22 protein-coding genes are annotated in these 24,805 nt (G+C 41.7%); 9 read left to right on the plus strand and 13 right to left on the minus strand.

The genetic code is table 11. The features are described 5' to 3' along the window. Nucleotides 1-27: 27 nt before the first annotated feature. From ACOOEY_RS05140 to ACOOEY_RS05150, 3 genes are read right to left on the minus strand one after another with little or no spacing between them, the layout of a single operon-like run. A complete protein-coding gene (locus ACOOEY_RS05140; RefSeq protein ID WP_420387602.1) occupies nucleotides 28-576 on the minus strand; it encodes a 3'-5' exonuclease in 549 nt (182 codons plus the stop codon). Between the two features lie 38 nt (nucleotides 577-614). After that, nucleotides 615-2,150 (minus strand): Na+/H+ antiporter NhaC, encoded by a 1,536-nt coding sequence (nhaC, locus tag ACOOEY_RS05145; protein WP_420387603.1) that lies wholly within the window; start codon nucleotides 2,148-2,150, stop codon nucleotides 615-617. A gap of 39 nt (nucleotides 2,151-2,189) precedes the next feature. Further along, on the minus strand, nucleotides 2,190-3,308 hold the full coding sequence (locus tag ACOOEY_RS05150; RefSeq protein WP_420387604.1) for an NAD(P)/FAD-dependent oxidoreductase: 1,119 nt from the start codon (nucleotides 3,306-3,308) through the stop codon (nucleotides 2,190-2,192). A gap of 48 nt (nucleotides 3,309-3,356) precedes the next feature. Between ACOOEY_RS05150 and ACOOEY_RS05155 the strand changes: the two genes are divergently transcribed. The 4 genes from ACOOEY_RS05155 (at nucleotide 3,357) to ACOOEY_RS05170 (ending at nucleotide 7,219) form a co-directional block, all read left to right on the plus strand. Continuing rightward, nucleotides 3,357-3,866 (plus strand): DUF4442 domain-containing protein, encoded by a 510-nt coding sequence (locus ACOOEY_RS05155; protein ID WP_420387605.1) that lies wholly within the window; start codon nucleotides 3,357-3,359, stop codon nucleotides 3,864-3,866. A 72-nt stretch (nucleotides 3,867-3,938) separates the two neighbouring features. Then, nucleotides 3,939-5,099 (plus strand): DUF2911 domain-containing protein, encoded by a 1,161-nt coding sequence (locus ACOOEY_RS05160; RefSeq protein ID WP_420387606.1) that lies wholly within the window; start codon nucleotides 3,939-3,941, stop codon nucleotides 5,097-5,099. A gap of 228 nt (nucleotides 5,100-5,327) precedes the next feature. Continuing rightward, entirely contained in the window at nucleotides 5,328-5,939 is a 612-nt protein-coding gene (locus tag ACOOEY_RS05165) for a hypothetical protein (RefSeq protein ID WP_420387607.1), read from the plus strand. A 119-nt stretch (nucleotides 5,940-6,058) separates the two neighbouring features. Further along, complete coding sequence (locus ACOOEY_RS05170) at nucleotides 6,059-7,219, plus strand: DUF3667 domain-containing protein (protein ID WP_420387608.1); 1,161 nt, start codon at nucleotides 6,059-6,061, stop codon at nucleotides 7,217-7,219. Here ACOOEY_RS05170 and hemL read toward each other — a convergent pair. The 3 genes from hemL to guaA are packed head-to-tail and all read right to left on the minus strand — an operon-like array spanning nucleotide 7,216 to nucleotide 11,856. Next, nucleotides 7,216-8,541 carry a glutamate-1-semialdehyde 2,1-aminomutase gene (gene hemL, locus ACOOEY_RS05175; protein WP_420387609.1) on the minus strand — a complete coding sequence of 442 codons (1,326 nt, stop codon included), beginning with the start codon at nucleotides 8,539-8,541 and terminating at the stop codon, nucleotides 7,216-7,218. The two genes, ACOOEY_RS05170 and hemL, sit on opposite strands and share 4 nt — an antisense overlap. Beyond that, nucleotides 8,510-10,327, minus strand: a complete 1,818-nt coding sequence (locus tag ACOOEY_RS05180; RefSeq protein WP_420387610.1) for a tetratricopeptide repeat protein — start codon at nucleotides 10,325-10,327, stop codon at nucleotides 8,510-8,512. The genes hemL and ACOOEY_RS05180 overlap by 32 nt, the downstream gene beginning before the upstream one ends. Next, nucleotides 10,327-11,856 (minus strand): glutamine-hydrolyzing GMP synthase, encoded by a 1,530-nt coding sequence (gene guaA, locus ACOOEY_RS05185; RefSeq protein WP_420387611.1) that lies wholly within the window; start codon nucleotides 11,854-11,856, stop codon nucleotides 10,327-10,329. Before guaA ends, ACOOEY_RS05180 begins: the two co-directional genes overlap by 1 nt. A 220-nt stretch (nucleotides 11,857-12,076) precedes the next feature. On the opposite strand from guaA, the gene ACOOEY_RS05190 reads away from it, so the two are divergent. Both ACOOEY_RS05190 and ACOOEY_RS05195 read left to right on the plus strand, forming a co-directional pair. Then, complete coding sequence (locus tag ACOOEY_RS05190) at nucleotides 12,077-12,484, plus strand: DUF3052 domain-containing protein (protein WP_420387612.1); 408 nt, start codon at nucleotides 12,077-12,079, stop codon at nucleotides 12,482-12,484. Nucleotides 12,485-12,568: 84 nt separating this feature from the next. Beyond that, nucleotides 12,569-13,927: an SPFH domain-containing protein gene (locus tag ACOOEY_RS05195; protein WP_420387613.1), complete on the plus strand. Its 1,359-nt coding sequence runs from the start codon at nucleotides 12,569-12,571 to the stop codon at nucleotides 13,925-13,927. Between the two features lie 28 nt (nucleotides 13,928-13,955). Here ACOOEY_RS05195 and ACOOEY_RS05200 read toward each other — a convergent pair whose 3' ends face one another. From ACOOEY_RS05200 to ACOOEY_RS05210, 3 genes are all read right to left on the minus strand, one after another. Beyond that, a complete protein-coding gene (locus ACOOEY_RS05200) occupies nucleotides 13,956-16,595 on the minus strand; it encodes an ABC transporter permease (RefSeq protein ID WP_420387614.1) in 2,640 nt (879 codons plus the stop codon). A 1-nt stretch (nucleotide 16,596) separates the two neighbouring features. Beyond that, nucleotides 16,597-16,938, minus strand: a complete 342-nt coding sequence (locus ACOOEY_RS05205) for a PadR family transcriptional regulator (protein WP_420387615.1) — start codon at nucleotides 16,936-16,938, stop codon at nucleotides 16,597-16,599. A 99-nt stretch (nucleotides 16,939-17,037) separates the two neighbouring features. After that, nucleotides 17,038-17,961, minus strand: a complete 924-nt coding sequence (locus ACOOEY_RS05210; protein ID WP_420387616.1) for a hypothetical protein — start codon at nucleotides 17,959-17,961, stop codon at nucleotides 17,038-17,040. A gap of 163 nt (nucleotides 17,962-18,124) precedes the next feature. Between ACOOEY_RS05210 and ACOOEY_RS05215 the strand changes: the two genes are divergently transcribed. Further along, nucleotides 18,125-18,499 (plus strand): hypothetical protein, encoded by a 375-nt coding sequence (locus ACOOEY_RS05215; protein ID WP_420387617.1) that lies wholly within the window; start codon nucleotides 18,125-18,127, stop codon nucleotides 18,497-18,499. 60 nt (nucleotides 18,500-18,559) lie between these two features. Here ACOOEY_RS05215 and hisB read toward each other — a convergent pair whose 3' ends face one another. The 4 genes from hisB to hisG are packed head-to-tail and all read right to left on the minus strand — an operon-like array spanning nucleotide 18,560 to nucleotide 22,862. Then, on the minus strand, nucleotides 18,560-19,657 hold the full coding sequence (gene hisB / locus ACOOEY_RS05220; protein ID WP_420387618.1) for a bifunctional histidinol-phosphatase/imidazoleglycerol-phosphate dehydratase HisB: 1,098 nt from the start codon (nucleotides 19,655-19,657) through the stop codon (nucleotides 18,560-18,562). Nucleotides 19,658-19,664: 7 nt separating this feature from the next. Next, a complete protein-coding gene (gene hisC, locus ACOOEY_RS05225; RefSeq protein ID WP_420387619.1) occupies nucleotides 19,665-20,726 on the minus strand; it encodes a histidinol-phosphate transaminase in 1,062 nt (353 codons plus the stop codon). Continuing rightward, nucleotides 20,719-22,005 (minus strand): histidinol dehydrogenase, encoded by a 1,287-nt coding sequence (gene hisD, locus ACOOEY_RS05230; protein ID WP_420387620.1) that lies wholly within the window; start codon nucleotides 22,003-22,005, stop codon nucleotides 20,719-20,721. The genes hisC and hisD overlap by 8 nt, the downstream gene beginning before the upstream one ends. After that, nucleotides 22,002-22,862 carry an ATP phosphoribosyltransferase gene (gene hisG, locus ACOOEY_RS05235; RefSeq protein ID WP_420387621.1) on the minus strand — a complete coding sequence of 287 codons (861 nt, stop codon included), beginning with the start codon at nucleotides 22,860-22,862 and terminating at the stop codon, nucleotides 22,002-22,004. The genes hisD and hisG overlap by 4 nt, the downstream gene beginning before the upstream one ends. A gap of 347 nt (nucleotides 22,863-23,209) precedes the next feature. Here hisG and ACOOEY_RS05240 point away from each other — a divergent pair, with 347 nt between their 5' ends. Both ACOOEY_RS05240 and ACOOEY_RS05245 read left to right on the plus strand, forming a co-directional pair. Next, nucleotides 23,210-24,400, plus strand: a complete 1,191-nt coding sequence (locus tag ACOOEY_RS05240) for a T9SS type A sorting domain-containing protein (RefSeq protein WP_420387622.1) — start codon at nucleotides 23,210-23,212, stop codon at nucleotides 24,398-24,400. A gap of 82 nt (nucleotides 24,401-24,482) precedes the next feature. Continuing rightward, nucleotides 24,483-24,803 (plus strand): PadR family transcriptional regulator, encoded by a 321-nt coding sequence (locus ACOOEY_RS05245; protein ID WP_420387623.1) that lies wholly within the window; start codon nucleotides 24,483-24,485, stop codon nucleotides 24,801-24,803. Nucleotides 24,804-24,805: the final 2 nt, after the last annotated feature.

Below are 24,805 nucleotides of genomic sequence, written 5' to 3' on the forward strand. Positions count from 1 at the left end.
CATTAAAAATAACAGGGCAGCTATCTATTAAATATAGCCCCAGTCAATCAGCTTATTATAGATTTCCAGGCAAATCCAGGCATCGGTAGCCGCATAATTGAGTTGCTTCTGGCTTAACTCTTCCAGTTCCCAGTTAGAGGTTTGAGCCGATTTGGATATTCTGATTTCCAGGATCATAGCAGCCAGGTTACGTGCTCCAATGCTTTCTGCACCCAACTCTGCCATTGTATCATTTAGATCTAAAAAACCTTGTGGTTCGAATGATCTTAATCGGTCAAGCAGGTTGTAATCATCTTTCAGGCCTATACCTACCTTCAGAATATCGTCATTTTCCAAAAGTCGATGCAGACAGTCTGTAACGCCTGTTTTGTGCACCCTGAGTAAGAACACCTTTCTTTCAGTAGCCACCTGAATTAATCCTATATTCCTGATCTGCCCTTTAATAAAAGTTGGCTTGGCCTCGGTATCAAAACCTACTACTCTGGACTGGTTAATCTCAGTTACCGCATTCTCAATCTGATCATCTGTAGCGGCAATAACGATCTTTCCCTCATAGTGCCTGAGAGGGCGCTCCATTACTTCTTTCTTGCTAATTGAGAGGGGAAACATCATAACTAAGCGACTTCCGATTCAGGCTCGGAGGCAGAATTCAGTTTTCTGATTTTAATATTAAAATAAGCAAATACCACTGTCATGATAGGGCTTATCAGGTTAAAGAAAGCGTAAGGAATATATGCTCCGGTGGCTACTCCTAACACTCCTGCATGATAAGCACCACAGGTATTCCAGGGGAACAGTACAGAGGTTACCGTACCTGAATCCTCCAAGGTTCGACTTAGGTTTTCAGGGGCCAGTCCTTTCTTCTTATAGATATCTGCATACATTCTACCAGGAACTACGATGGCAAGGTATTGATCAGATGCAGTACCATTAAAAAAGATGGTGGTTCCGGCAGTGGCAGCTACTAATGAACCGGTAGATCTTACCTTTGAAATCACGGCTTCGGCAATTCTCTTTAAGAGTCCGCTAGACTCCATTACTCCACCAAAAATCATAGCTGAAAGTATAAGCCACACAGTACCAAGCATTCCAGCCATACCTTTAGACTTCAATAATTCATCTCCCTCCTGATCAAACTGTTCTACACCTGTAGTGAAGACTACCTCCCCAAACAATGATTTCATAACTCCTATGAATTGGAATTCGGTATTAGAAGTATTGGCTTTCTGAGTCTTATATTCTTCTTCATTAAGCTTCCAATGTATTCCTATGTGAGTTTCTTCTCCAATCATTCTAACCTTATCAGGTTGAAAAATAATTGCAAAAACAGCCCCAAGAAGAGCTCCAATTAGAATCGAAGGAATTGCAGGAACCTTTTTGACAATCAAGATTATTACAACAACTGGTACAATAAATAACCATCCGCTTATATTAAAACTACTGCTAATCGCGGCCAATATCTCTCGCTTTTGTACCAAATCTCCCGTTCCTCCATTAGTAAACCCAAGGATCAAAAACAGGATTAGCGCAATCGAAATAGAAGGGACAGTCGTGTAAAACATGTACCTGATGTGAGTAAACAAATCAGTACCTGCCATAGCCGGGGCCAGATTAGTAGTGTCTGAAAGTGGCGACATTTTATCTCCGAAATATGCTCCTGACAGTACAGCTCCTGCAATCATTCCTTCATGCAAACCCAAAGCCTTGCCAATACCAATCAGCGCTATACCTACGGTGGCTGCAGTCGTCCATGAACTCCCGGTGGCTATTGAAACAATAGAACAAACTATACAGGCCGCAACCAGAAATATGGTGGGGTTCAGGATTTGTAACCCATAATAGATCATGGCGGGAACGATACCCGAAAGCAACCATGTACCTGCTAAAGCACCTATTAAAAGTAGAATAATTATTGAAGCCATGGCCGAGCTAATACTCTTCACAATTCCATTCTGAATAGCATCCCATTTCATCCCCAACCTGAATGCCACCAAAGTAGCCACTCCGGCAGATAATATGAGGATAATCTGATTGGATCCATCTAATGCGGCATCACCAAATATCCTAACATTAATGAATAGAGCAACAATGAGAAAAATAATGGGTATAAATGCCTGAAAAAGAGAGGGCTTCTGATATTTATAACTCATAAGTTATTATGGTAAGCGTTGAAGATAGCAATTATTTGCTTATTGCAGCATCAATCCGGCCAGTTCAGAACCAATTTTACTGCCTATGGCAACTCCCATTCCTCCTAGTCTGACACCTGCAGAAACCCTTGGGGTCTGCTTCTGAAGAATAGGTTTCTTGTTTGGTCCAAAGGCCATAATACCAGACCAAACATGATCTATTTCAAAGGTTTGCCCGGGTAATATTAGCTCTCTCAGATCGGCCTTTAATTTCTTAAGGATCACTTCATTGATATCGAAATTAGTGGTCTTCTCTGTCTCAAGATCAAGGTTTCTGCCTCCACCGAAGATGATCCGGTCTTCGTAGTTTCGGAAGTAGTAATAGCCTTCGTCATAATGAAAAGTACCCTTCAGTTTAAGTCCCGGAACAGGCTTGGTAACCAATACCACTCCCCGACCCGGTTCAATATCAATCTTCGGAAAGAACCATTTACTGAAGGCATTGGTACAAAATGCCAGTTGTCTGCATTTGAATGTAGGGCCATCTGAAATAGCAATTTCGACCCATTGTTCATGCTCTTCAAAAGCCACCACTTGTGCTCCCGTAAGTACTTCGACTCCTTTTGAGCTTGCGAGACTTAGCAGACTTTTCATCATTCTTCCTGAATGAATCTGCGATTCAAATGGATTAAAGACTAATGTATTGACCGCCTTGGCCGGAAAGCCAAATTCATGAATCTTATGATTAGCGATTGAATAGACTGTCTTTTCAAAAAGAGGGTATAACAAATGGTTGATTCTATCCAATTCATCCAACGCAACCAGCTCAAGTTCTCTGAGCAATTCATATCCACCGAAATTTTTATAGTCGATTTGGTCGTCTCCCAGTCTATTTCTCAAAAGTTGTAAACCTTCCCATCTCAACTTCACCAGATTAAACACTTCCTCATCGGGTAGTTTTTGAAGATCAGCTGCGATCTCTGAAAGACTTCCAAAACAGGCAAATCCTGCATTTTTTGTACTGGCACCAGTTGGGAAAACTCCCCTTTCTAATACCAGAACTCTACTTTGTGGTTCCTTTTCCTTTAGTGCTATAGCCGTAGACAGCCCGACTATGCCGCTTCCCACCACAATATGATCGTATTCAATAAAAAAATCCTTCTCCCAGAAACTCAGCATGTCGGGAAATTAGTGAAGAATCTATAAATTCAAACAAAGCGATAAGAGATGTTAGATACTTCTACCTTGATGCAAAAGGCCAAAACCTCCAAAAGACACCTGGCCTTACTCAATTTCGGATTGGCCCGAATGATCCCTTTTAACAAGCCACATGGATTCAAAATCAAAAAGCTGGGAGACTTTTCGGTTGAAATCGTCATCCCCTACAAGAAGGCCAATTTTAACCATATTAAAGGAATTCATGCCTGCGCCCTCGCTACTGCTTCTGAGTATTCTACCGGATTGGTCTTACTCAATAATCTGAATCCTAAGAAGTATCGGATTATCATGCAAAAAATGGAAATGGAGTATCATTATCAAGCCAAAATGGATACAACTGTTCACTATGAAATATCGGAGGACTGGCTAAAGAGAGAGGTACTAACCCCACTGGAATCTTCTGAGTCAGTTGTGATTTGTAGTGAGCCCAAGGCTTATGACAATGACGGCAATCACCTATCTACAGGACGAATCTATTGGCAAATCAAAGACTGGTCTAAGGTGAAGACAAAACTGTAAAGCCACTGAAATAAAAGGGCTTAGGATTGAAATGGGTAAATGATAAATTCATTTCCAATTGACCTTAAACCCATGAAAAAATTACTGTTAACCACCTGCCTTTTTAGTCTTGCTATTTTGGGCTGCAATACCACAGAAAAGACTGGAGATAACACCTTCTTCTTTGTCACCAGACTAGGCAATGACACTCTAGCTATTGAAAGAGTGAACTATAATGACCAAAGCCTAACCGCTGACGTGGTACTCCGAAGCCCAAGAATAAGCCTGACCAGGTACAAACTAATCCTTGACCAATACAATGGCGTAACTAGTATGAAGGCTACCCGATTTGAAAACGGCTTTGACGAGGATGGCAAAATCATTCAATCCATAGAGTCAGAAGGAGATAGCTTGATTATCATGGCTGAAGGGAGAAACGGGACCATCAGAAATGCAATAAAGAATGGCAATGGCTATTTACCCTTTATAGACATGGTACATTGGCCTTATAATATTGCGTTTCAAAGTGCTCATCAATCGGCTGACGATTCAACTCACCAATACTTACTAACCGGAAGAAGAGCTTCAGACTTCATTATTCACAGAACCGGAAACAATGAATATACACTGAGACATCCCTCAAGAGGTGTCATGTACGTACAAACCAACAATGAAGGAGAGCTCACATGGCTAGATGCAAAAGCCACAACGAGAAAACTAATTGTTGAAAGAGTCAATGAATTAAAATTTGATGAGCTAACCGGCCGATACCTGTCTATTGACGAGCAGGGAGCTCCGTTCGGAACGCTTTCTCCAGCTGAAGAGGGTCTCTCAAGTTTCGGTGGTACCGAATTTAAAGTAACCTATGGATCACCTCAAAAAAGAGGCAGACATATATTCGGAGGCATTGTTCCTTATGGTGAACTTTGGAGAACCGGGGCAAACGCTGCAAGCCACTTTTCTACTACCAAAGATATTTCAGTCGCTGGTAATACCGTACCGGCAGGCGAATACACATTGTTTACTATCCCGGAAGAACAAGGCGGAACTCTAATCATTAACAAGCAGACCGGTCAGAATGGTCAGGCTTACAATGAAGAGATGGACCTTGTACGAGTTCCCATGATGAGAGAGGAGAATACGGATGAAGTGGAAGGGTTTACCATTCAGGTAGTAGAAACTGAACAGGGAGGTAGGATCGAACTACTTTGGGATAGGACTATTTACTTTGTGAATTTTAATATTGCCAGATAGCCAAAAAAAGCTCAAAATGTTTTGATTTTTTTCAAATACATTTTTTTGTCGTTCACATATTTTAAAAAAATGATCACTCTTGAAATCGGCCTTTAAATAAAATAGAGGCCGATTTTTGGTTTTCAACCTATTGCTTTTTCACCGCAAGTTTTCCTAACTTCACAATGTCCTCCGGGACATAAAACACCTAAACACAGAGACACTATGCGGGCTACGAATTGGTCTTTCTTGTCACTATTTCAAAGTAGAAGAAGGCGGAAGTTATACTACCTCGGCAAGGAAGATTTCTATCAATCCCGTAACGCTCTCAATGTTTCCTCAGCCTTCAATTTCCATAAAGACTATAGTTCGCAGACCAACGCCACTGAAAAGGAGATTAAATTCTATGGACTCAATTTTGGAAAATCCGAGAAGGAAATAAAAAGAGTTTTCGGTAAACCAAATTTCAGGCAGAAAAGTGGACTACCACTCGAGAAGCAACTCACCTTATTTTACAAGTTGAACATAAAAGGCATCAAGTGTATTCTTCAAATGCACCTTTACAACAATCAGATGTTCTTTGCTCAAATTCAGTTAAGAGATGCCAATACCGAAATAAGAGGCGTTTTCCTCGAGCTCTTTAAACTGAAGTACAAAATTGAGTCATTGGGATGGAATCAAATCATTAAAGACCATAGAGGAGCGCGTATTATGTTGAAAGATGACATAGTACCAAAAGCCAGCTTTTTCAGTTCAGACTCGCGTATTTGGAATGATATCAACAGTGAATTTAAGGAAAAAGCACTCAACAGTGAATACAGTCAGTATCAAATAGAAAAAATTGCTCTACGATGGAGTTAGAGTACCCTTACACCTAAACACGCTAACAAAAAAAGCCAATCTTCTGGGTTGGCTTTTTTGTTACTGCTTTTCCAACAAATAATCATCCACTATATTTAGGCTGGAAGTAGAATACCGGAATGCCTGAAAAGAAAAGAAGAAGTTCAACCTGCAATAATTGCGGCTCCCATTTAGACGAAAGCTACAACTTCTGTCCAAAGTGTGGCCAATCTAACACAGATAACAATGTCACCTTTTCTACACTGATTAAGGAGTTTGTAGATAATTATCTCGGGGTTGATTCTAAATTGGCCCACAGTACTCTTCCTTTCCTTTTTAGACCTGGGGCATTAACCAACAGATTTCATGAAGGAAAAGTAAAGCACTTCATCCACCCGGTAAGGCTTTATCTTGTCATGAGCCTTTTCTACTTTTTCACGATAAGTTACTTACTGTCTGATTTCAATCTTCAAAATTTCGGAGATGAGGCAGAAATGACGTCAGCAACCGTTTCTGCACTCAAAGAGGATGATCGCTTAAAGCAGCTCTCAGATAGTGTGAGGTTTTCTCTTTTAGAGGACTCATTAACCAGCAAGTATCAAGTCAGATCCTTCGATCAGTTTGTAGATTCCCTCAATGCCGATTATGGCGAGGATTTTCTGGATGGTTTGTCCGTTTCGCTCGCCACCGTTCCAATGCCTGTAAGGGAAGGAGAAAGATTTATAGAGAAAATGCACCGGTTTGCTCGTGACAGCCGGATGCCGGATTCCGTTTTCTGGGATTCCCTCAAAAGAGAAAACAACCTCAACATCAATCTCTTTGGCGATACGGGACAGGAACACATTAAACATCAGGTTAGAAAGATATTTGCCAATGATGAAGGTTTTAAAGGCTTTGTCCTCGGCAACCTGCCTCTAATGATGTTCATCCTTATCCCACTTTTTGCGGGAGTTTTAAAACTCATCTATGTGAGAAGAAAACACCTTTATATTAAGCATGTGGTACATGCCTTACACATCCATTCCTTTGCTTATTTACTGTATGGGCTGTCTTTACTCATCATGTTTAAGCTATTTACTAACAGTGTATTTCCTAACATAGATGTGGAAGAATACAGGGCATTGATAGGTTTCGTTTTCTTCGTAATAACGAGCACCTACGCGTACATTTCTTTTCTTAAAGTATATAAACAGGGGTGGTTCAAAACCTTGGTCAAGTTTAATATTGTAGGCTTCATCTACGTATTCTTCCTTCAGGTTTTCTTCTATCTGGAAGTATTCATTAGCTTTTGGTACTACTAATGAATTGCCTTGAGCGATTCGTGGCTGGCTTCCACTATTCTACCGGCCAATGCAGGTGTAATAGATTTCGATATGAACCAGGACTCAAATTGTGATGGTGGTAAGTAGACTCCTCTTTTCAGCATTTCTCTAAAGAATTGTCCAAAAAGCTTCAAGTCAGATTTCTTTGCCGTTTCAAAGTCTGTCACCTTTTCAGAAGTAAAGAACAATGAAATCATAGAACCAATTCGATTGATGGTATAAGGAAGTCCCAAATCATCCAAGGCATCTCTTAGGCCATTTTCAAGTTTAGCTGTTATCAAGGCCAGGTCACTATAAAGCGTCTCATCCTTTTGAATCTCGTTCAACATGGCATGTCCTGCAGCCATCGCAACCGGATTACCACTCAAAGTACCTGCCTGGTATACAGGACCGACCGGAGCCACACAATCCATAATTTCCCTTTTCCCACCATAAGCTCCTACAGGCATGCCTCCACCGATTATTTTACCCATAGTGGTTAAATCAGGCTGAACATTAAAGACGCCCTGAGCACCTGCCTGAGAAAGCCTGAACCCGGTCATGACTTCATCGAAAATCAATACAATATTTTCAGCATCACAGATTCTCCTCAATGACTCCAGAAACCCTTCCTTCGGCAGTACACAACCCATATTTCCGGCTACCGGCTCGACAATAATGGCGGCCAGGTTGTCTTTATTGGCCATGACCACTTCGTGTACCTTATTGATATCATTGAAAGGCACAGTGACCGTATCTCTGGCTGTACCTTTTGTTACACCAGGGCTATTGGGTTCGCCCAGAGTAATGGCACCACTACCAGCAGCGATCAAAAAGGAATCTCCATGGCCATGATAACAGCCTTCGAATTTTAGAATCTTCGATTTTCCGGTATACCCTCTGGCGAGACGCACCGCAGACATTGTAGCTTCTGTTCCCGAATTCACCATTCTCACCTTTTCAATGCTCGGCACCATCTCACAAATGGTTTTAGCCATCTCAATTTCCATGGCCGTAGGAGCACCGAAAGACAGAGAGCCTTTAATAGCCTTCAACACTGCCTCCTCTATCACCGGATTGGCGTGTCCTAAAAGCATTGGGCCCCATGAATTAATCAGCTCAATATATTCATTGTCATCTTCATCATAGATAAAAGCGCCTTCAGCCTTTTTGATAAAAATCGGATTCCCTCCTACTGCTTTGAATGCACGAACAGGAGAATTAACACCACCTGGAATATATTTCTGAGCCTCTTCAAAGAGGTTATTGCTTTTAGTAATCTGATGCATATTATTGATCTTCGACTTTGATGATCTGCGCATTTCTCACACGCAGAAATGGCATAAAACGATTATCGTTGGAAAGTTTGTAGCGCAGCTTCTCAGTTAATTCACCTTCAACCTCCTCTTTTCTTCTCAAGCCAACCTGAAAATACTTTCCATACTGGTCTAAAAGGCGACCGAAACTTACCACAATATCATAAGAGATATAGGCGTCTCCCAGTCTCTCTTCTTTAACCGGTCCAATCATAAATCTGTTCACATATTTCTGCCTGAATTCTGCAACTTCGGGGGACGAGTAATCAATAAAATTACTCCCAACAAAGACAGCATTTAATTGCTCAAGCTGATCGAAAGAAAGAGACTGTTCTGCCGCCAGGAATCTCGATGAGGAAATAAATTCAATGGTATCAGGACGAGCAGCTATTCCACTCAAAGCACTGGTAGAAAGTGCCGAAAAGTCTGAAGCTATGAACACATGGCCTATACTATCTGGAAGAATTTTCAAAGTATCCTTAACAAAGTCTCTTTCAGAATATAATTCCCATTCAGCTTCGCCTGACTCTCTCAAGGAATCCATCTCGGCCAACATTTCTGCTACCACTAGTGAATCCTTATCAACCTCTTCCTCTTCAACAAAAAGTTGCTGAATCATCACAGATTGGTCTGGTGCCACCCTCATCATAATTGGCACATTGAAAGAGTCCTTTTCGATCAACTCTTTGTAAAGAAGTGCTCTTTCATAATCAGCTGCTCCTGAATAGAAGACAGCGGCATTCTTATTACGGGTAAAGTTCTGAGTAACATACTCTGCCGAACGTATTGCCAAAGATTCATTACCAGGGTAATAGAGAAAAGCATATGGATTCTCCACCAGAATCTCGCTATTAGAGGATAGCGGGTTAATCATATTGATCTTTTTCTCCTTGGAGAATTGTGTCATCAATTCAACCGCTCCCTGGGTAACTGGCCCTATTATAAAATCCAGACTATCCAATTCACCAGAGGCCACCATCTCTTCAAGTCGACTTTGGCCGTCTCTTGTATCTATCGTGACCAGATTGATGTTTATTCCCTCTTCAGCCAATTTTTCAACCCCTATCAGAGCACCGTAATACATTCTGGTAGTCCAGTTAGACTGAAGCTGAGCAATTCTGGCTGAATCATTCCTATAGGCAAAGGGCAAAAAGAGTCCGACATTGTAGACTTCTTTTTTAGGCGAGAATGCAATATCATCGAGCGTTAGTGAAATCTCGAGATCGTAGTTTTCCTGAAGTTCTTCAATTAAATCAAGGTCCTGATTCTCTACATCGAGTTTCAAAATTTCTGAGGCCAATCTGGAGGCAATGATATTCTCCGGATGGTCAGACAAAAGCATCTTAAGTTCATTGAGGTTACTAATTGAGTCCAACACTCCCTCTTTGAGCACCTTGATAGATCCTTTCAAAGTCGTATCAGATACTGCATTCAGGTAATCAAAGGCTTCATCTGCCTGACCTTGCTCTACAGCAATCAGACCAATCCAATAGTTCACCTCATTCTCAACACCCCAATTAGGATATTTTGAAAGGACTTGCTTAAAAGCATTTTTAGCGACCACTTTATCACCGGAATGATAGGCTGAAATGGCATAATAGAATGCCGCATATCGCACCATATCATTCTCTTGGTTCAATGCGGTCAAAGGCTCAAATTTGCTGTAAGCTAAAGCATATTTTTCCTCATCGAAAAGGGCTTTCCCTTCATCAAACAGCTGTTTGATATTCTGACCAACTGCAGCAGATAGGCTACAAACTACAAGTAAAATAATCAGTGAAATTCTCTGCATTATTCCCATTCTATGGTAGCTGGTGGTTTGGAGCTAATATCATAAACCACTCTGTTTACTCCTTTTACTTTATTGATAATATCATTTGAAACATCCTGCAGGAAATTATAAGGCAAGTCAACCCAATCGGCTGTCATTCCATCCACGCTAGTTACTGCTCTCAGTGCCACAACCTGCTCATAGGTTCTTTCATCACCCATAACACCAACTGATTGAATGGGAAGCAGCATAGCACCTGCCTGCCAGACCTGATCATACAACCCACTTTCCTTCAGACCATTAATAAAAATGTAATCCACTTCCTGCAAGATAGCCACTTTTTCAGGAGTAATGTCTCCGAGTATCCTGATACCAAGTCCAGGCCCCGGGAATGGATGACGCCCCAGAATATTAGGATCAATCTCAAGGCTTCGACCTACATTTCTTACTTCATCTTTAAATAGCGTATTGAGCGGCTCAACAACTTTCAGGTTCATCTTTTCAGGCAACCCTCCAACGTTGTGATGAGATTTTATTGTTGCCGAAGGTCCTTTAACCGATACAGACTCAATCACATCTGGATATATAGTTCCCTGACCAAGCCACTTAACGTCCTGAATTTTGTGAGCTTCCTGGTCGAACACCTCAATAAACACACGACCAATAGCCTTTCTCTTTCCCTCCGGGTCAGTAATTCCCTCTAATGCATCGTAAAACTGTTGCCTGGCATCAACACCTTTTACGTTAAGGCCCATACCTTGATAAGATTCAAGAACAGATTCAAATTCATTCTTTCTTAAAAGGCCATTGTCTACAAATATACAATGCAGATTAGGACCAATGGCCTTATGAATCAGTACTGCGGCAACAGATGAATCGACTCCACCAGAAAGCCCAAGAACCACTTTATCATTACCGAGTTTTTGCCTTAGCTCTTCAACGGTCGCTTCAACAAATATATCCGGAGTCCAGTCCTGGGAACAGCCACATATATGCACTACAAAGTTCCTTAGGAGAATCTTGCCCTGCTCAGAATGGGTTACTTCAGGGTGAAACTGAATTCCATAAGTAGCTTCATCATTAGCTTTAAAAGCTGCCACTGCCACGCTTGGAGTACTAGCTATAATCTCGAAGCCTTCTGGAAGTTGCTTGATTGTATCTGAATGAGACATCCAAACTTGCGAATCAAGGTTTATTTCCTTCATTAAATCGAAGTGAGAATCCACCCGACTTAATCTTGCCCTTCCATACTCGCGGATTTCAGATGGCAGTACACTACCACCGTATTTCTGTGCCATTAGTTGAGCTCCGTAGCAGACACCCAATACCGGAACTTTCCCTCGGAAGGCATCAATGTCAACATCTGGCGATCCATCTTCTCTTACTGAGCATGGACTACCTGAAAGAATAACACCTTTGATGTCTTCGGTTATTTCAGGAATGTGATTATAAGGATGAATTTCGCAGTAAACATTGAGCTCTCTTACTCTTCTTGCAATCAGTTGCGTGTACTGCGATCCAAAATCAAGGATGAGGATCTGTTCTGCCATGCGCAAAAATAACAAAGCCCAATGATTCACTAAATAAAAAGGACTATTTCTCTCAATGGCTTAAAGATATTACCTTAATGGATTCACCTGATAATCAGCAAAATACGAAATCCTTTAAATCAGTATAATATTCTGTATATATCAAAATACAGAATTATATACCGATTTATGCAACCTATTCGGAATATAATTCGTAAAACTAAGTATATCTCAAATAAAGATGGCAGGATATTCAGGAACACCCTTATTAAAAAAACTCGGTATCAAAGAGAACTTTATCATACAAGTTCATCATGAACCGGGCAATTACTGGGATGACCTTGGGACACTACCTGATAACGTTCAGGTGAGTTCTCTGAATGAGCCAGGTGAGGTAGACTTTATCCACTACTTCTGCAAATCGGCCGATACGCTGAGGGCGGAAATTCTACAACTCAAATCTTTACTCAAGAAAACCGGGCTTTTATGGATTTCTTGGCCAAAGAAATCTTCAAAGGTACCGACAGACCTGAGCGACATGGTTGTTCGCGAAACAGGTTTGGAAGCTGGACTTGTTGACGTTAAAGTATGTGCTGTTGACGAAGTCTGGTCCGGACTCAAGTTTGTGTTCCGGGTAACAGACCGCTAAGCCAATCCACAACATTTCCTGATTTATACCAGACAGCTTTAGGGCTGAATGGCAGAACTATGTTTAACCTTTAACCATTTTACCATGACTTTTATAGGAATTATTATCGTCCTACTCGGACTCGTTATGCTCATTGTCAGACCATTTCTTGCTGAAGAAGACAGCTTCAAAGAGAACAAAGATGGTCAAATGATTAAAATCCGATCAAAAGCTTCTCCATGGCTACTAGCTTTTAGTAGAAGAATATCGCTGGTAGTAGTCAGTATTGGAGCCTTCTTGATTATGATCCCTTACCTGTTTTTCTGGGCTGAGCCCGGGTACCAATACTTTGTGGTATATCCCAACGGTAAGAAAGACGCTGTAATGACTGAAGGGATTAAATTTCGTGGATTTGCGAAAATCACTCCCTGGCAAAAATTCATCGATGTTAAAGTTGTCAGTGATGGAGAAGACACCGATGAAATCGAAGGAGAAATGGACCCCATTCCCATCCGGTTCATCGACCAGGTCACAGCTACAACAAAGCTATCTACTCGTTTTCAGCTACCTGCAGACAAGGAGTCTTTCATCGAGTTGGCTATCGAGTTCCGTAGCCTACAAAATCTCGCACAAAACACCCTAATACCCACTGTACGAGAAGTTGTTTCTAATACCGGGTATATGTTTGCAGCGCAGGATTACATTTCCGGTTCCGCTTCAGACTTCCGGGTAGCAATAGAAGAGCAGTTAAAAGACGGGGCTTATAGTGTGGAAAAAACCGAATATAGAGATACCGTAGTTACAGCTATCGAACAAGAAAACAGGGAGATCAAAGAGGTTCAAACCAGATACGAAGTAAAAAAACGAGTAGACGTCAACGGAAAGTTTATTCGTATACCACACGACATCAATGAAAACAACATCATCGTAGCTCAGGTAATTGTCGATGATGTTATACTGGAGCAAGTCTTTAAGCAAAGACTTGAAGCCCAAAGAGATGAGTCTGCCAAAAGGCAACTTGAGCAGCAGAAAATTAAAACTGCAAAAGATGCCCAAGCCAGAATTATCGCAGAAGGTGAGCGTGACAAAGCTGCTGAAAGGGTAACTCAGGAGAAAGAGCAAGTGAAAGCCCTGATCTCCATCGAGACGAAATTGAAGCAGGAAGAAACCAATAAAAAGCTGGCGGCTATTGCCCTGGAAACAGAAAGGTTAAAAGCAAGTGCTCAAAAAGTTAAAGCAGATGCTGAAGCCTATCAAAACGCCAAGTTGGTTTCTGCCGGTCTGACTCCTCAACAGAGGGCTGAACTGGAAAAAGAAATCGCCATTGGAGTTGCCAAGGAATTGGCAAAAATCAAATTCCCTACCACCATGATTATGAGTGGTGGTGAAAAAGGTGGCGGCACACCACTGGAAGCACTCATCGGTGCTGCCATGACGAAGCAACTTACTTCTGGCGGCAAATAAAAAAAGCGAGCTCAGGCTCGCTTTTTTCTTATTCAGTTCTCAAAGCATCAGCCGGGTTTGACCTGGCCGCTTTGATAGATAAGTAACTAACAGACAACCAGGAAAGCACTATTGTCATCATCAGTCCAATAATGAAGACACCGGCTTTAATATCGATTCTATATTCGAAATTCTCCAACCATTGACTCATGGCATAATATGTAATTGGAATAGCCACTAATGCACCAAGCAGGATTAACTTGATATAACCCAGGGAAAGGATTTGCAGGATGGTGCTTACTGAAGCCCCTAAGACTTTTCTTACTCCTATCTCCTTTGCCCTTCTCTTTGTCGTAAATGCAACTAAGCCGATCAATCCCAGACATGACACTACAATGGCCAATCCTGCAAAGACCTGAAAAACAAGAGCAAAATCTTTATCTGACTTATAATATTGATCTAACTGCTCATCCAGAAATTCATACTCGAATGGGAAATCAGTTACTACTTCAGACCAGATAGATTCAATTCTATCAAGTGTTCCTCCCATGTCTTGTGGAGAAAGTCTTAAAGCCATATTCCAGTAACCATAACCTTTCCTTGGCATTTCATGCATAACCAAAGGCTCAATTGCTGTATGCATTGACATATAGTGAAAGTCTTTAACTACCCCTATGATCTTTCCTACCTGATCATTTCGCTCAAGAGTCTCCCCAATAGGTTCATCCAACTTAAAATGGTCAACAAAGGCTTCGTTGACTACAAAACCCTTTTCTCTATCAGAAGCAAAGTCTTCGGAGAACCATCGTCCATTTTGTAATTCCAAGCCCAGTACATCGAGGAATCCATCGTCTACCGCCAGCACTTTATGCATTTCCCAGTCATCATCATTTTCTTTTTGACCAACGGTTACTCCATTACCCGACATGCTGCCATCCGCCAGCGTATTGGTTGTTAAGGAAGCAGCCAGCACACCACTTTCTTTCGAAATTTCATCAAAAAGAACATTGCCATATTGCTGACTCACCCTCCATCCCATTTTCAAATAAACCACCTGCTCCTTATCAAAGCCCAGGTCCTTCTGGCTGACATATTTCATTTGACTGGATATGATTAGCGTGGCAACGATCAGAGTTATGGAGGTTGCATACTGAAGTACAACCAATATTTTTCGGAACAGACCCCCTCCGGCTTTCATTGCACCACTTGATCTCAGCAATTCATTAGCCCTGATTCTAGACAAGTACCAACCGGGATAACCACCGCAAAGGAGGCTTACCAAAAGCATCAACATAAAGAAACCTGACAAAGTGAGCCCGTCATTGGTAAGGTCAAGACTCAGGTTTAGGTCAAAACTATTGTTGAGTACAGGAACCAATGCGGTTACAAATACCGCTGACAAAACGATACTTACTACACTCATCAGCGCAGCTTCAACCAGAAACTGAATAACAAATTGTCTTCTCCTGGCCCCGATTACTTTCCTAACCCCAACCTCTTTTAGTCTTACCGTGGCCTGAGCAGTGGTAAGGTTAACATAATTGATACAGGCAATAATCAGAATTATAATTCCAATCAATGAAAAGAGACGCAATTGCTGAATGTCTCCGGCTGAATCAATACCACTTTGTCTGGTATTCAAATGAATATCAGAAACTGGCTGAAGATAATGCTCATACCAAATCTCCTTGCCATGATTCTTTACAACTAACTCATTGAGTTTCTCATTCACCACTTCTTCTGAAGCCCCTGGTGCCAGCCTTAAATAGGCGGGGTTATTAATCGATGTCCATGAGGCTCTATTCTGAGTAAAGAGATCCAACGTTTCCATAGAGATAAGCATATCGAAGCCACTCCATCGATCTTCAGAGAAGTGTGTATTCTCGGGCATATCTTCAAATACCGCCTGAACCTGGAAGTTATACTCTTGTCCATTCGTCATGATAAGTAAATCCTGTCCAATTGGATCCTGATCTCCAAAGAATCGCTGCGCCTGACTCTCAGAAATTGCTGTGCCATAAGGCGTTTCAAACGGAGCCTGCATATCTCCCTGAAGCGTTTTAAGGTTAAAAAGCTCAATGAAATCTTCATTCGAAGCCGACAAGCGATAATCAAAGTATGTACTATTGTTTACTTTGAGAGGCTGATTAACAATTGCTCCATATAAATCAGAAACCAGCTCTACTTCCGGAATATTGGATTTAATTTCAGGAACCAGCTTTCTCGATACGGCTTTTAGATAAGAGGTATTCTGCCCCAGGTTCGAAATGGAATTGACCCGGTATAGCCTGTCCAGTTCAGGAAATTCCTTATCATATGAATACTCATTCTTAAGATAAAGACCAATGATTATAGATGCCGTTAAAGAAAGGACCAGACCAAGTAAATTAATGGCCGTATTTGCTTTGTACTTGGCCATATTCCTGGCCGCTATTTTAAAATAGTTCTTAAGCATATCGATAGTGTAAAGTGGTTTGGGTGTTATGAGTTTTGACTTGAGATTGAACATGCCTTCATCAGCAGCCTGACGAAATGCGTGATCATACGCCTCATCGAAGGACAAACCTGTTTTCAGAAGTGCTTCGATCTGACAACTAATGAAATCCACCGCTTCTTCTTCAACATAAGTGAAGTTGAGACCACGTTTCCGGACTTCACGTCTGATTGTGACTACCTGCTCTCTATCCACGTCAGATGAGTTTAGATTGAGCAGACATAATCTTATTCATGTTGACCATAAAAGCGAAATACTCTTCAATTTTGGCTGAAGCGGTAGCCTGACCTGACTCGGTGAGTTGGTAATATTTCCTCGATCTATGATCTACTACCTCAGAAGTGGTAGTCAGCACTCCCTCCTTTTCAAGTTTGTGTAAGGTGGGATAAAGGGCTCCAAAAGTGAGTTGAATCTCATCGCCAGACAGCTTCTTCACTTTCTGAGTTATCTCATAACCATACATTCGACCATACTCAAAAAGTAATTTCAAAACAATGGTACGGAGTGTACCTCTTAGTAATTCACTGGAAGTCAACATATATGAGAAAATTATATATTCAAATTTCCTATATATTACCGACCTAACCCAATGAAGGTTACCGAAACAATTAAAATTTGTAGTGAATTGTAGAGTTTCTTAATCCAATAGCTCCTGAATGTAGTAGCGAACTCCCACAGATAAGGTGTTCCAGTCCCAGCTTTGGAGACCATAATTATACTCAGCTCTTACCGCAATACTTCCGGGCCTGTACTGCACCTGTGTTCTTACAAAGTGAGGGTAATCGCGATTGCCAATGTACCCTGTGTAACCACTAATATCAGCTCCATAAAACCACTTGCCCTTCAGGTATTCAACACCTAAACCGTAAAAGGGAGCATCATTCTGCCTGTAGTCAGCTCCTCCAGGCAAGCCGTTCTTATTAGTTTGCCAGGTAACAAAACCCAAAGACATCTTAATCAGTAATTTCTCAGCTTCCTGATTAATCAGCGTCTTGGAGAAGTTACCTTCCCATTGATACAAACTGTTATCCGTAGAACGGGCATTCTCCAGTTGTGAACCTGTGGTTGTTTTAACATGTGCCCTAAACCCAAAGTTGAACGGGAGCACCTTGTTTTCTTCGAAAATCTTAAAAATAAACCCATAGGCAACATCTCCGGTATTGGATCCCTTGCCCGATATTTCCATCATTCGTCTTTCATCCCTTACTTTAGGTGTCACCTGCCATGACTCATACGGAACACTGGTTATGTATAATCCAACCTTACCCCTGGCCAACGGAAAGTTTCCTTTGAGAAAGAAATTCTTGGTCACATCCCCATTACCCGAATGCCTTTGTCCCAATGCCTGAACCCAAAACTCATTGTCTATTATCATATTCGGCAGTGACGGCATAATCATGGCGTTAGGACCTAAATATCCTGGCGAAAGATTGATATATCGATCTCTATCTGTACCAGCTGCCTGTGGATAATTATGAAGTGCATCCCACCAATCCAGACTTTGTCCTGATGCAGCATTGACAATGAAAAAGAAAAGTATGACCAGACTAAAACTTCTCATGTGCGAAATAAACCAAACAAATTTAATTTGATAACATGTTCAACCCGAATAGACATCTATAAAGTTCTGGTATTGACAGATAAACTTCAGTTTTTGGTAGAAAACCATCTATCTCTGAGTTAACCCAACCTCTATCAGAAGCATCTTCACTAAAAAAGAGAAGATGAAAACCTTATTAAAAACAAGCCTGAAACTATTCACAATTGTCGGATTGCTATGCTGTCTGGCCATTTCGACTCACGCACAACAAGATGATCAAAAAGCTAAACTGTCAGAGAAATATGTGGGTGAGTACAAAACTACCAAAGCCATTTTGAAAGTTTATGTGGAAGAGGGTCAATTGAAACTGGAAGGCCCCAATTATCCTCCACTCGACATGATCTCATCGGGTGATCACAAGTTCTTTGTTGAGGCTTTTAACATGGATATGGAATTCAAGAAAGAGAAAGACGGAAAGTTTGAGGCCGTCACATTCAGCACAATGGATGGTAACAGCTATACCGCCACCCGTGTTGAATCAAAAAAGTCAGATAACTAGCCTCAGGTTTATTCAGGTCCCTTCAAAGCATTGCCTACAAAGGGACCTGATAGTAAGACTTTACAGTACTCCTTTAGTACTGGGAAGTTTGTCCATTTCACCAGCATTTCTCTGAACAGCCATTTTAATGGCTTTAGCGAATGCCTTGAATATAGCTTCTATCTTATGGTGCTCATTATCACCCTCCACCTTAATGTTCAGGTTACATTTGGCAGTATCTGAAAAGGATTTAAAGAAATGCATGAACATTTCTGTCGGCATATCCCCTACTTTCTCACGTGTGAATTCTGCGTCCCAAACCAGCCAGGGTCTTCCGCTGAAGTCAATCGCTACCTGAGCCAAAGCTTCATCCATGGGAAGCAGAAAACCATATCGGTTAATTCCCCGCTTATCACCTAAGGCTTTTAGAAAGGCCTCTCCCAAAGCCAGGGCGGTATCTTCAATAGTATGATGTTCATCAATATGAAGGTCTCCTTTAACATGGACCTTTAAGTTGGAACCAGAATGTTTACCTAACTGATCAAGCATATGATCGAAAAAGCCTAAGCCTGTCTGATTATCACACTGTCCTTCACCGTCCAGATTCAAGTCAATAAGAATATCGGTCTCATTGGTAGTTCTTTGAACAACCGCCTTTCTTGCCGGCAATCTTAAAAATGAATAAATCTCATCCCAACTCGTAGTACAAAGTGCTGCTCTATCATCCTTTTCATCAGAAATAAAGATGGCCTTTGCACCCAGATTTTCGGCCAACTGAATATCCGTTTTACGATCACCCAGAACAAATGAGTTAGCCAAATCATAGTCACCTTGCATGTATTGTGTCAACAGTCCGGTGCCTGGTTTTCTCGTTGAAGCATTCTCATGTTCAAAAGTCCGGTCAATACATATCTCTGTGAAGCCAACACCTTCATTCTCCAATGTTTTGAGCATCTTATTATGTGCAGGCCAGAAGGTGTCTTCGGGAAAAGAATCTGTCCCCAGCCCATCCTGATTGGTCACCATCACCAGCTCAAAGTCCAGTTGTTCGGCTATCTTTCTCAGGTTGGAAATAGCACCTGGCAAAAACTCCAGCTTTTCGAGTGAATCGACCTGATAATCGGTGGGTGGTTCAACAATGATCGTCCCATCCCTATCTATAAAAAGTACTTTTTTCATTATTCTTCTATTGCTTAATGAGTTCTGAAAGCTCCTTCAGCTCCTGGATGAGCCGTGCATTTTCCTCTTTTGTACCAATTGTTATTCTAATACCATCTTCACACAACACCACCTTAGACCGATCTCTGAGAATAATCTTTCTGTCGATCAGTTGAACATAGATGTCTCTGGCATTTTTTACCCTGACTAAAAAGAAGTTAGCATCTGTTGGGTAAACCCTCTCAACCAAGTCCAGTTCTTCAAGCTCTGACTTCAGCTTTGCTCTATTCTCTAGTATCTCTGAAACCATTTGATCCTTCTTTTCTAATTGATCCAGTGCTCTATAAACGGTCTCCTGTGTAAGTCCACTCAGGTTATAAGGCGGCTTGATGCTATTTAGTATGGCAATAATCTCCGGTGAACAGAAAGCCATCCCTAATCTCAAAGCCGCTAATCCCCAGGCCTTACTCATGGTTTGTAAAACCACCAGATTAGGATACTCATTCAATCTTTCGATCCACGATTTTCTTTCTGAGAAATCGATATAGGCCTCATCTACCACAACAATACCCTGAAATGATTTAAGAACCTGCTCAATCCTCACCTGGTCCACATCATTACCTGTCGGGTTATTAGGCGAACAGATCCAAATGATTTTAGTATTAGGTTGAATGCCATTTAGTATACCATCGATATCGAGATCATAATCCCAGGTTAGTAGAACTTCTGTTGCTTTTATATTATTAATGTCTGCACTTACCTTGTACATACCATAAGTTGGAGGGTTAATAATAACCTCATCCTTCCCTGGTTCACAGAAAGCCCTGAACAGCAGATCTATAGGCTCATCACTACCATTTCCCAGAAAAATCTGCTCTGGCCTTACTCCTTTTATCTGAGACAGTCTTTCTTTTAACTGTTTCTGATATGGATCGGGATATCTGTTCCAGTTATCCTGAGTGATAGAGCCTAAAGGGTTCTCATTAGCATCCAGGAAAACACCTTCACTTCCCTTATAGTCATCTCTTGCCGAAGAGTAAGGCACCAATTGCTTCAAATGGGGTCTGAGTAAATCTGCAGGCCTAAACATTGTTCAAAGATTTAAGTCTGATAGAAACTGCATTCTTATGCGCCTGAAGTTCTTCAGCTTCAGCCATTTTCTCTACAATTGGCCCCAACACTTTAAGCCCTTCAGGACTTATTTCCTGATAGGTGATCTTCTTCACAAAACTATCTAAGGACACACCGCTATACATTTTAGCATAACCATTGGTTGGCAGTGTGTGATTGGTGCCTGAAGCGTAATCTCCTGCCGACTCCGGAGTCAGGTGCCCGATAAACACCGAACCTGCATTGACAATTTGGTCAGCAATTTCCCAGGGTTTATTGACACTTAAAATGAGGTGTTCTGCTCCATATTCATTGAGTAAATTAACAGCAGCCTGTTGAGGTAGTACAACCGCAACGCTATTTTCTAATGCCTGACTGGCAAATTGAGCCCTTGGTAAGTCTTGCAACTGTTTTTCAATCTCCACCTGAACATCATTCACTATGGCTTCATCGGTTGCTACAAGCACTACCTGAGAGTCTGCTCCATGCTCTGCCTGAGAAAGCAGATCTGCAGCAACAAACCCCGGATTGGCCGTTTCATCAGCATAAACAGCTACTTCTGAAGGACCAGCTGGCATATCAATGGCTAGTCCATGACGAGTAGCTAACTGCTTCGCTGCCGTCACGTATTGATTCCCGGGGCCAAAGATTTTGCTTACTGCTGGTATGCTTTCAGTGCCATAGGTAAGTGCGGCAATGGCCTGAGCTCCTCCAACTTTATAGACTTTGGTAACCCCTATAGCCTTGGCCGTATAAAGGATGGCCGGGTGAATTCTGCCCTCCTTATTCGGTGGGCTACAAAGTACAATCTCTTTACAGCCTGCAATCTTCGCAGGAACGCCAAGCATTAAAACCGTAGAAAACAGAGGAGCCGTACCTCCCGGAATATACAATCCAACTTTTTGGATGGGGACCGACTTTCTGAAGCACTTCACTCCAGGCATGGTTTCTACTGCCAGTATATCTTGCTCCTGTGCTTTATGAAAAGCTTCAATATTAGACTTAGCTGTGAGAATGGCGGTCTTCAACTCAGCATCCAGTTCCTGCTCAGCCTTGTCAAGCTCTTCATCAGTCACAAGAAAGTCGGAAACCGAAACACCATCGAACTGTTCTGTGAACTTGCTCAGAGCAGCATCTCCATTAGCGGAAACTTCATCCATTACGGGCCGCACACGGGCCTCTATGGTCTCCATATCCATTGTCGGCCTCTTCAGTATGGAAGACCATTCATTTTTATCCGGATTTACAAACACCCTCATTGTATCATCTTTTCAATAGGTACTACCAGAATGCCTTCTGCTCCGGCCGATTTTAGATCTTCGATGATTTGCCAGAAGTCATCTTCCTGAATAACGGTATGAACCGAACTCCAGCCTTCCAATGCCAAAGGCAAAACAGTCGGGCTCTTCATTCCCGGTAAGATGCGTATGATTTCCTGAATTTGGTCATTAGGAGCGTTCAGCAGAATATACTTGTTGTTTTTGGCAGCCTGAACCGCATTAATTCTGAAAATAAGCTTATCGAGTATAGCTTGCTTCTCTTTAGGAAGGCCAGGTGTAGCCAGTAAGACAGCCTCTGATTTATAGATCACCTCTACTTCTTTCAAGCCATTACTCATGAGAGTAGAGCCTGAACTGACAATATCACAAATACCATAGGCCAGGCCGATACTCGGGGCTATTTCCACTGAGCCGCTGATCTCGTGAATTTCCGCTTCCACGCCTTTAGATTTCAGAAATTCATCAAGAATCACCGGATAAGAAGTGGCCAGTCTCTTTCCTTGGAAGTCTTCCACTCCATTGTATTCTTCGTTTTTGTCGATGGCCAGAGAAAGCCGGCATTTAGAAAAGCCAAGGTGTTTTACCCAATCGACATCTTTACCTTTTTCCTGTGCTTCGTTTGCACCAACTATTCCAATATCAGCAATTCCATCCTGAACATAACCAGGGATATCGTCATCTCTCAGAAATAAGAATTCCATTGGAAAGTTTGTCGCTGAAGCTTTCAGCTTACCTGTACCATTATTAACCTTGATGCCACATTCTTTGATGAGCTTTAAAGAGTCATCACTCAGACGTCCCTTTTTTTGTATTGCAATGCGTAATGTATTCTCCATGTGAAGTATTCAACAGTGAATTAAGAAAATTGATTAAGAATTGTTGTAAGAAAAGTGACCGCGTAGGCCACATAGGGGTTATGCATTATCTCTCTCAAGAGAGATGATGGAAGTGATGAGCATGGAATGGTGCTGAAATCATCTTCATTGCGCTGCAAATATAGCGTTCCAGTTTTTGTACACAATTCAATCGTCATTTTTTAGTTGCCGTTTACATATACAAATATGTAATTAATAACTATTCCTATAATTTGTATGATTTTTTCTATGTAATCCTTTCGCAAAATGTAGTTAAGCGCCTATCTTTCACTGCCATTTGACACCGGCAACCCTTAACCAAATCAATTATGAAATCGAAGTTACAGTATGTAACTCTGGGAATTATTTTGCTCCAAAATGTAGCCATGTCCCAAGGTGCTCAGCTTGTAAGCGCAGTCATTAATGGTTGTGGTGCCAATGATGGAAATGGTGAATATGTTTTGGTTTATAGTGGTGGTTCCAGCTTCAACGTCTCAGCAGCTAACCTCGACCTTCGATATGGAACCACATCTCCTGCAACTACTACTTTTACAGATACTTATGCCGCTTTAGCCACAGCCAATGCCCTGGCCGCGGCCTTAAATGCTTTATTACCTGTCTCCGGATGTTCTGATATTAATTTTGTAGGTGGCTCTTCAGGGACCAGTATACCTGCAGGCAGCCATATCCTTATTTTTAATGATGTAGATATCACGACTATCGATTTCAGTGCCTGGTGTGGTACCAATCTGGGCGATGTATATGTACTGATCTCTACAGATACCTCCTGGCCAACAGCCGGGCTTTTCGCCAACGCTCCCACCGGCTCAAGGTTCTTTACTTCCATTGTTAATGGAAATACAACCAATATGAGCTATGCGAATCTCTGGGCCTCCAATGCGGATGGTAATTATGTGGCCTGGAATGATGGAGGTGGTTCTCCTTTTGTCTATGCCAACTACTCCAGCTGTAACCCCTCAGACACACAGTCTCTTCCGGTTACACTCATCTCGTTTAAGGCCTGCCTCAATGATCAACAAGTGCATCTGGAATGGGTCACTTCGGAGGAAATAAACAACAGTCATTTCGAGATGGAGAGGTCAGCTAATGCAATTAACTGGCAAACCATTGGAGCAGTTGAAGGCCATGGGAACTCAACTGAATCAAATACCTATCGTTTTATCGATGCAAACCCTCTTTATGGTCGCTCCTTCTACCGATTAATCCAGCACGACTTCTCAGGTGTAACAGAAACCTTTGAAGTAGTCAGCATTCTGTATGAAAAGGAAGTAGAGCTGAAGGTGTTCCCTAACCCTGCAGACAAGGAAATTGAAATCACTTGTGAAGAAGAGGTTCTCCAAGTTCAGGCCTTTAGTAATACCGGCCATAGTTACACATTAATGACCAACTCAGAAGGCAGGTATAACCTCGATCAATTAAACCCGGGCATTTATTACCTGAAAATAAAAACCAGCTCCAGGGTTATCAAAGAGACCCTAATCAAAGGTCAGAATCACTAATAACTACAATTAAGGTAAAAATATCTAACCAAAGCTTTCAGGCTCCGTTTATAAAAACTACATTTAAGGCAAAAACAGAATTATGGGAAAACATCACCTTGGTGAATTCGAGGAAATAGTCATGCTAACGGTGGCCATTTTACATGGTGAGGCCTATGGTGTTTCAATCATTGAAGAGATCGAAAGCCGTTTGGAAAGATCTGTCAGTATGGGTGCTCTGCAAACCGTATTGAAACGATTGGAAGAAAAAGGCTACCTCAAGTCTGAGCTGGGTGGAGCTACCAGCGTTAGAGGTGGAAAGCGAAAGCGATATTTTACCGTCACCAATCTTGGAAAAGAGATACTCAAAGCAACCAAAGAGCAACGTATGGGTCTTTGGAACGCTATTCCCGATTTTGTTTAAAC

It is taken from the genome of Roseivirga sp. (assembly GCF_965216855.1).
Classification (GTDB): domain Bacteria; phylum Bacteroidota; class Bacteroidia; order Cytophagales; family Cyclobacteriaceae; genus Roseivirga.

What these genes read in the sequence shown, in the direction of transcription:
- ACOOEY_RS05180 (WP_420387610.1), bottom strand. Translation starts at nt 10,327, where the DNA reads ATGCAGAGAATTTCACTGATTATTTTACTTGTAGTTTGTAGCCTATCT.
- guaA (WP_420387611.1), bottom strand. Translation starts at nt 11,856, where the DNA reads ATGGCAGAACAGATCCTCATCCTTGATTTTGGATCGCAGTACACGCAA.
- hisG (WP_420387621.1), bottom strand. Translation starts at nt 22,862, where the DNA reads ATGGAGAATACATTACGCATTGCAATACAAAAAAAGGGACGTCTGAGT.
- nhaC (WP_420387603.1), bottom strand. Translation starts at nt 2,150, where the DNA reads ATGAGTTATAAATATCAGAAGCCCTCTCTTTTTCAGGCATTTATACCC.
- ACOOEY_RS05240 (WP_420387622.1), top strand. Translation starts at nt 23,210, where the DNA reads ATGAAATCGAAGTTACAGTATGTAACTCTGGGAATTATTTTGCTCCAA.
- ACOOEY_RS05140 (WP_420387602.1), bottom strand. Translation starts at nt 576, where the DNA reads ATGGAGCGCCCTCTCAGGCACTATGAGGGAAAGATCGTTATTGCCGCT.
- hisD (WP_420387620.1), bottom strand. Translation starts at nt 22,005, where the DNA reads ATGAGGGTGTTTGTAAATCCGGATAAAAATGAATGGTCTTCCATACTG.
- ACOOEY_RS05215 (WP_420387617.1), top strand. Translation starts at nt 18,125, where the DNA reads ATGAAAACCTTATTAAAAACAAGCCTGAAACTATTCACAATTGTCGGA.
- ACOOEY_RS05195 (WP_420387613.1), top strand. Translation starts at nt 12,569, where the DNA reads ATGACTTTTATAGGAATTATTATCGTCCTACTCGGACTCGTTATGCTC.
- hisC (WP_420387619.1), bottom strand. Translation starts at nt 20,726, where the DNA reads ATGTTTAGGCCTGCAGATTTACTCAGACCCCATTTGAAGCAATTGGTG.
- ACOOEY_RS05170 (WP_420387608.1), top strand. Translation starts at nt 6,059, where the DNA reads ATGCCTGAAAAGAAAAGAAGAAGTTCAACCTGCAATAATTGCGGCTCC.
- ACOOEY_RS05190 (WP_420387612.1), top strand. Translation starts at nt 12,077, where the DNA reads ATGGCAGGATATTCAGGAACACCCTTATTAAAAAAACTCGGTATCAAA.
- hemL (WP_420387609.1), bottom strand. Translation starts at nt 8,541, where the DNA reads ATGCGCAGATCATCAAAGTCGAAGATCAATAATATGCATCAGATTACT.
- ACOOEY_RS05155 (WP_420387605.1), top strand. Translation starts at nt 3,357, where the DNA reads ATGTTAGATACTTCTACCTTGATGCAAAAGGCCAAAACCTCCAAAAGA.
- ACOOEY_RS05210 (WP_420387616.1), bottom strand. Translation starts at nt 17,961, where the DNA reads ATGAGAAGTTTTAGTCTGGTCATACTTTTCTTTTTCATTGTCAATGCT.
- ACOOEY_RS05205 (WP_420387615.1), bottom strand. Translation starts at nt 16,938, where the DNA reads ATGTTGACTTCCAGTGAATTACTAAGAGGTACACTCCGTACCATTGTT.
- ACOOEY_RS05245 (WP_420387623.1), top strand. Translation starts at nt 24,483, where the DNA reads ATGGGAAAACATCACCTTGGTGAATTCGAGGAAATAGTCATGCTAACG.
- ACOOEY_RS05150 (WP_420387604.1), bottom strand. Translation starts at nt 3,308, where the DNA reads ATGCTGAGTTTCTGGGAGAAGGATTTTTTTATTGAATACGATCATATT.
- hisB (WP_420387618.1), bottom strand. Translation starts at nt 19,657, where the DNA reads ATGAAAAAAGTACTTTTTATAGATAGGGATGGGACGATCATTGTTGAA.
- ACOOEY_RS05160 (WP_420387606.1), top strand. Translation starts at nt 3,939, where the DNA reads ATGAAAAAATTACTGTTAACCACCTGCCTTTTTAGTCTTGCTATTTTG.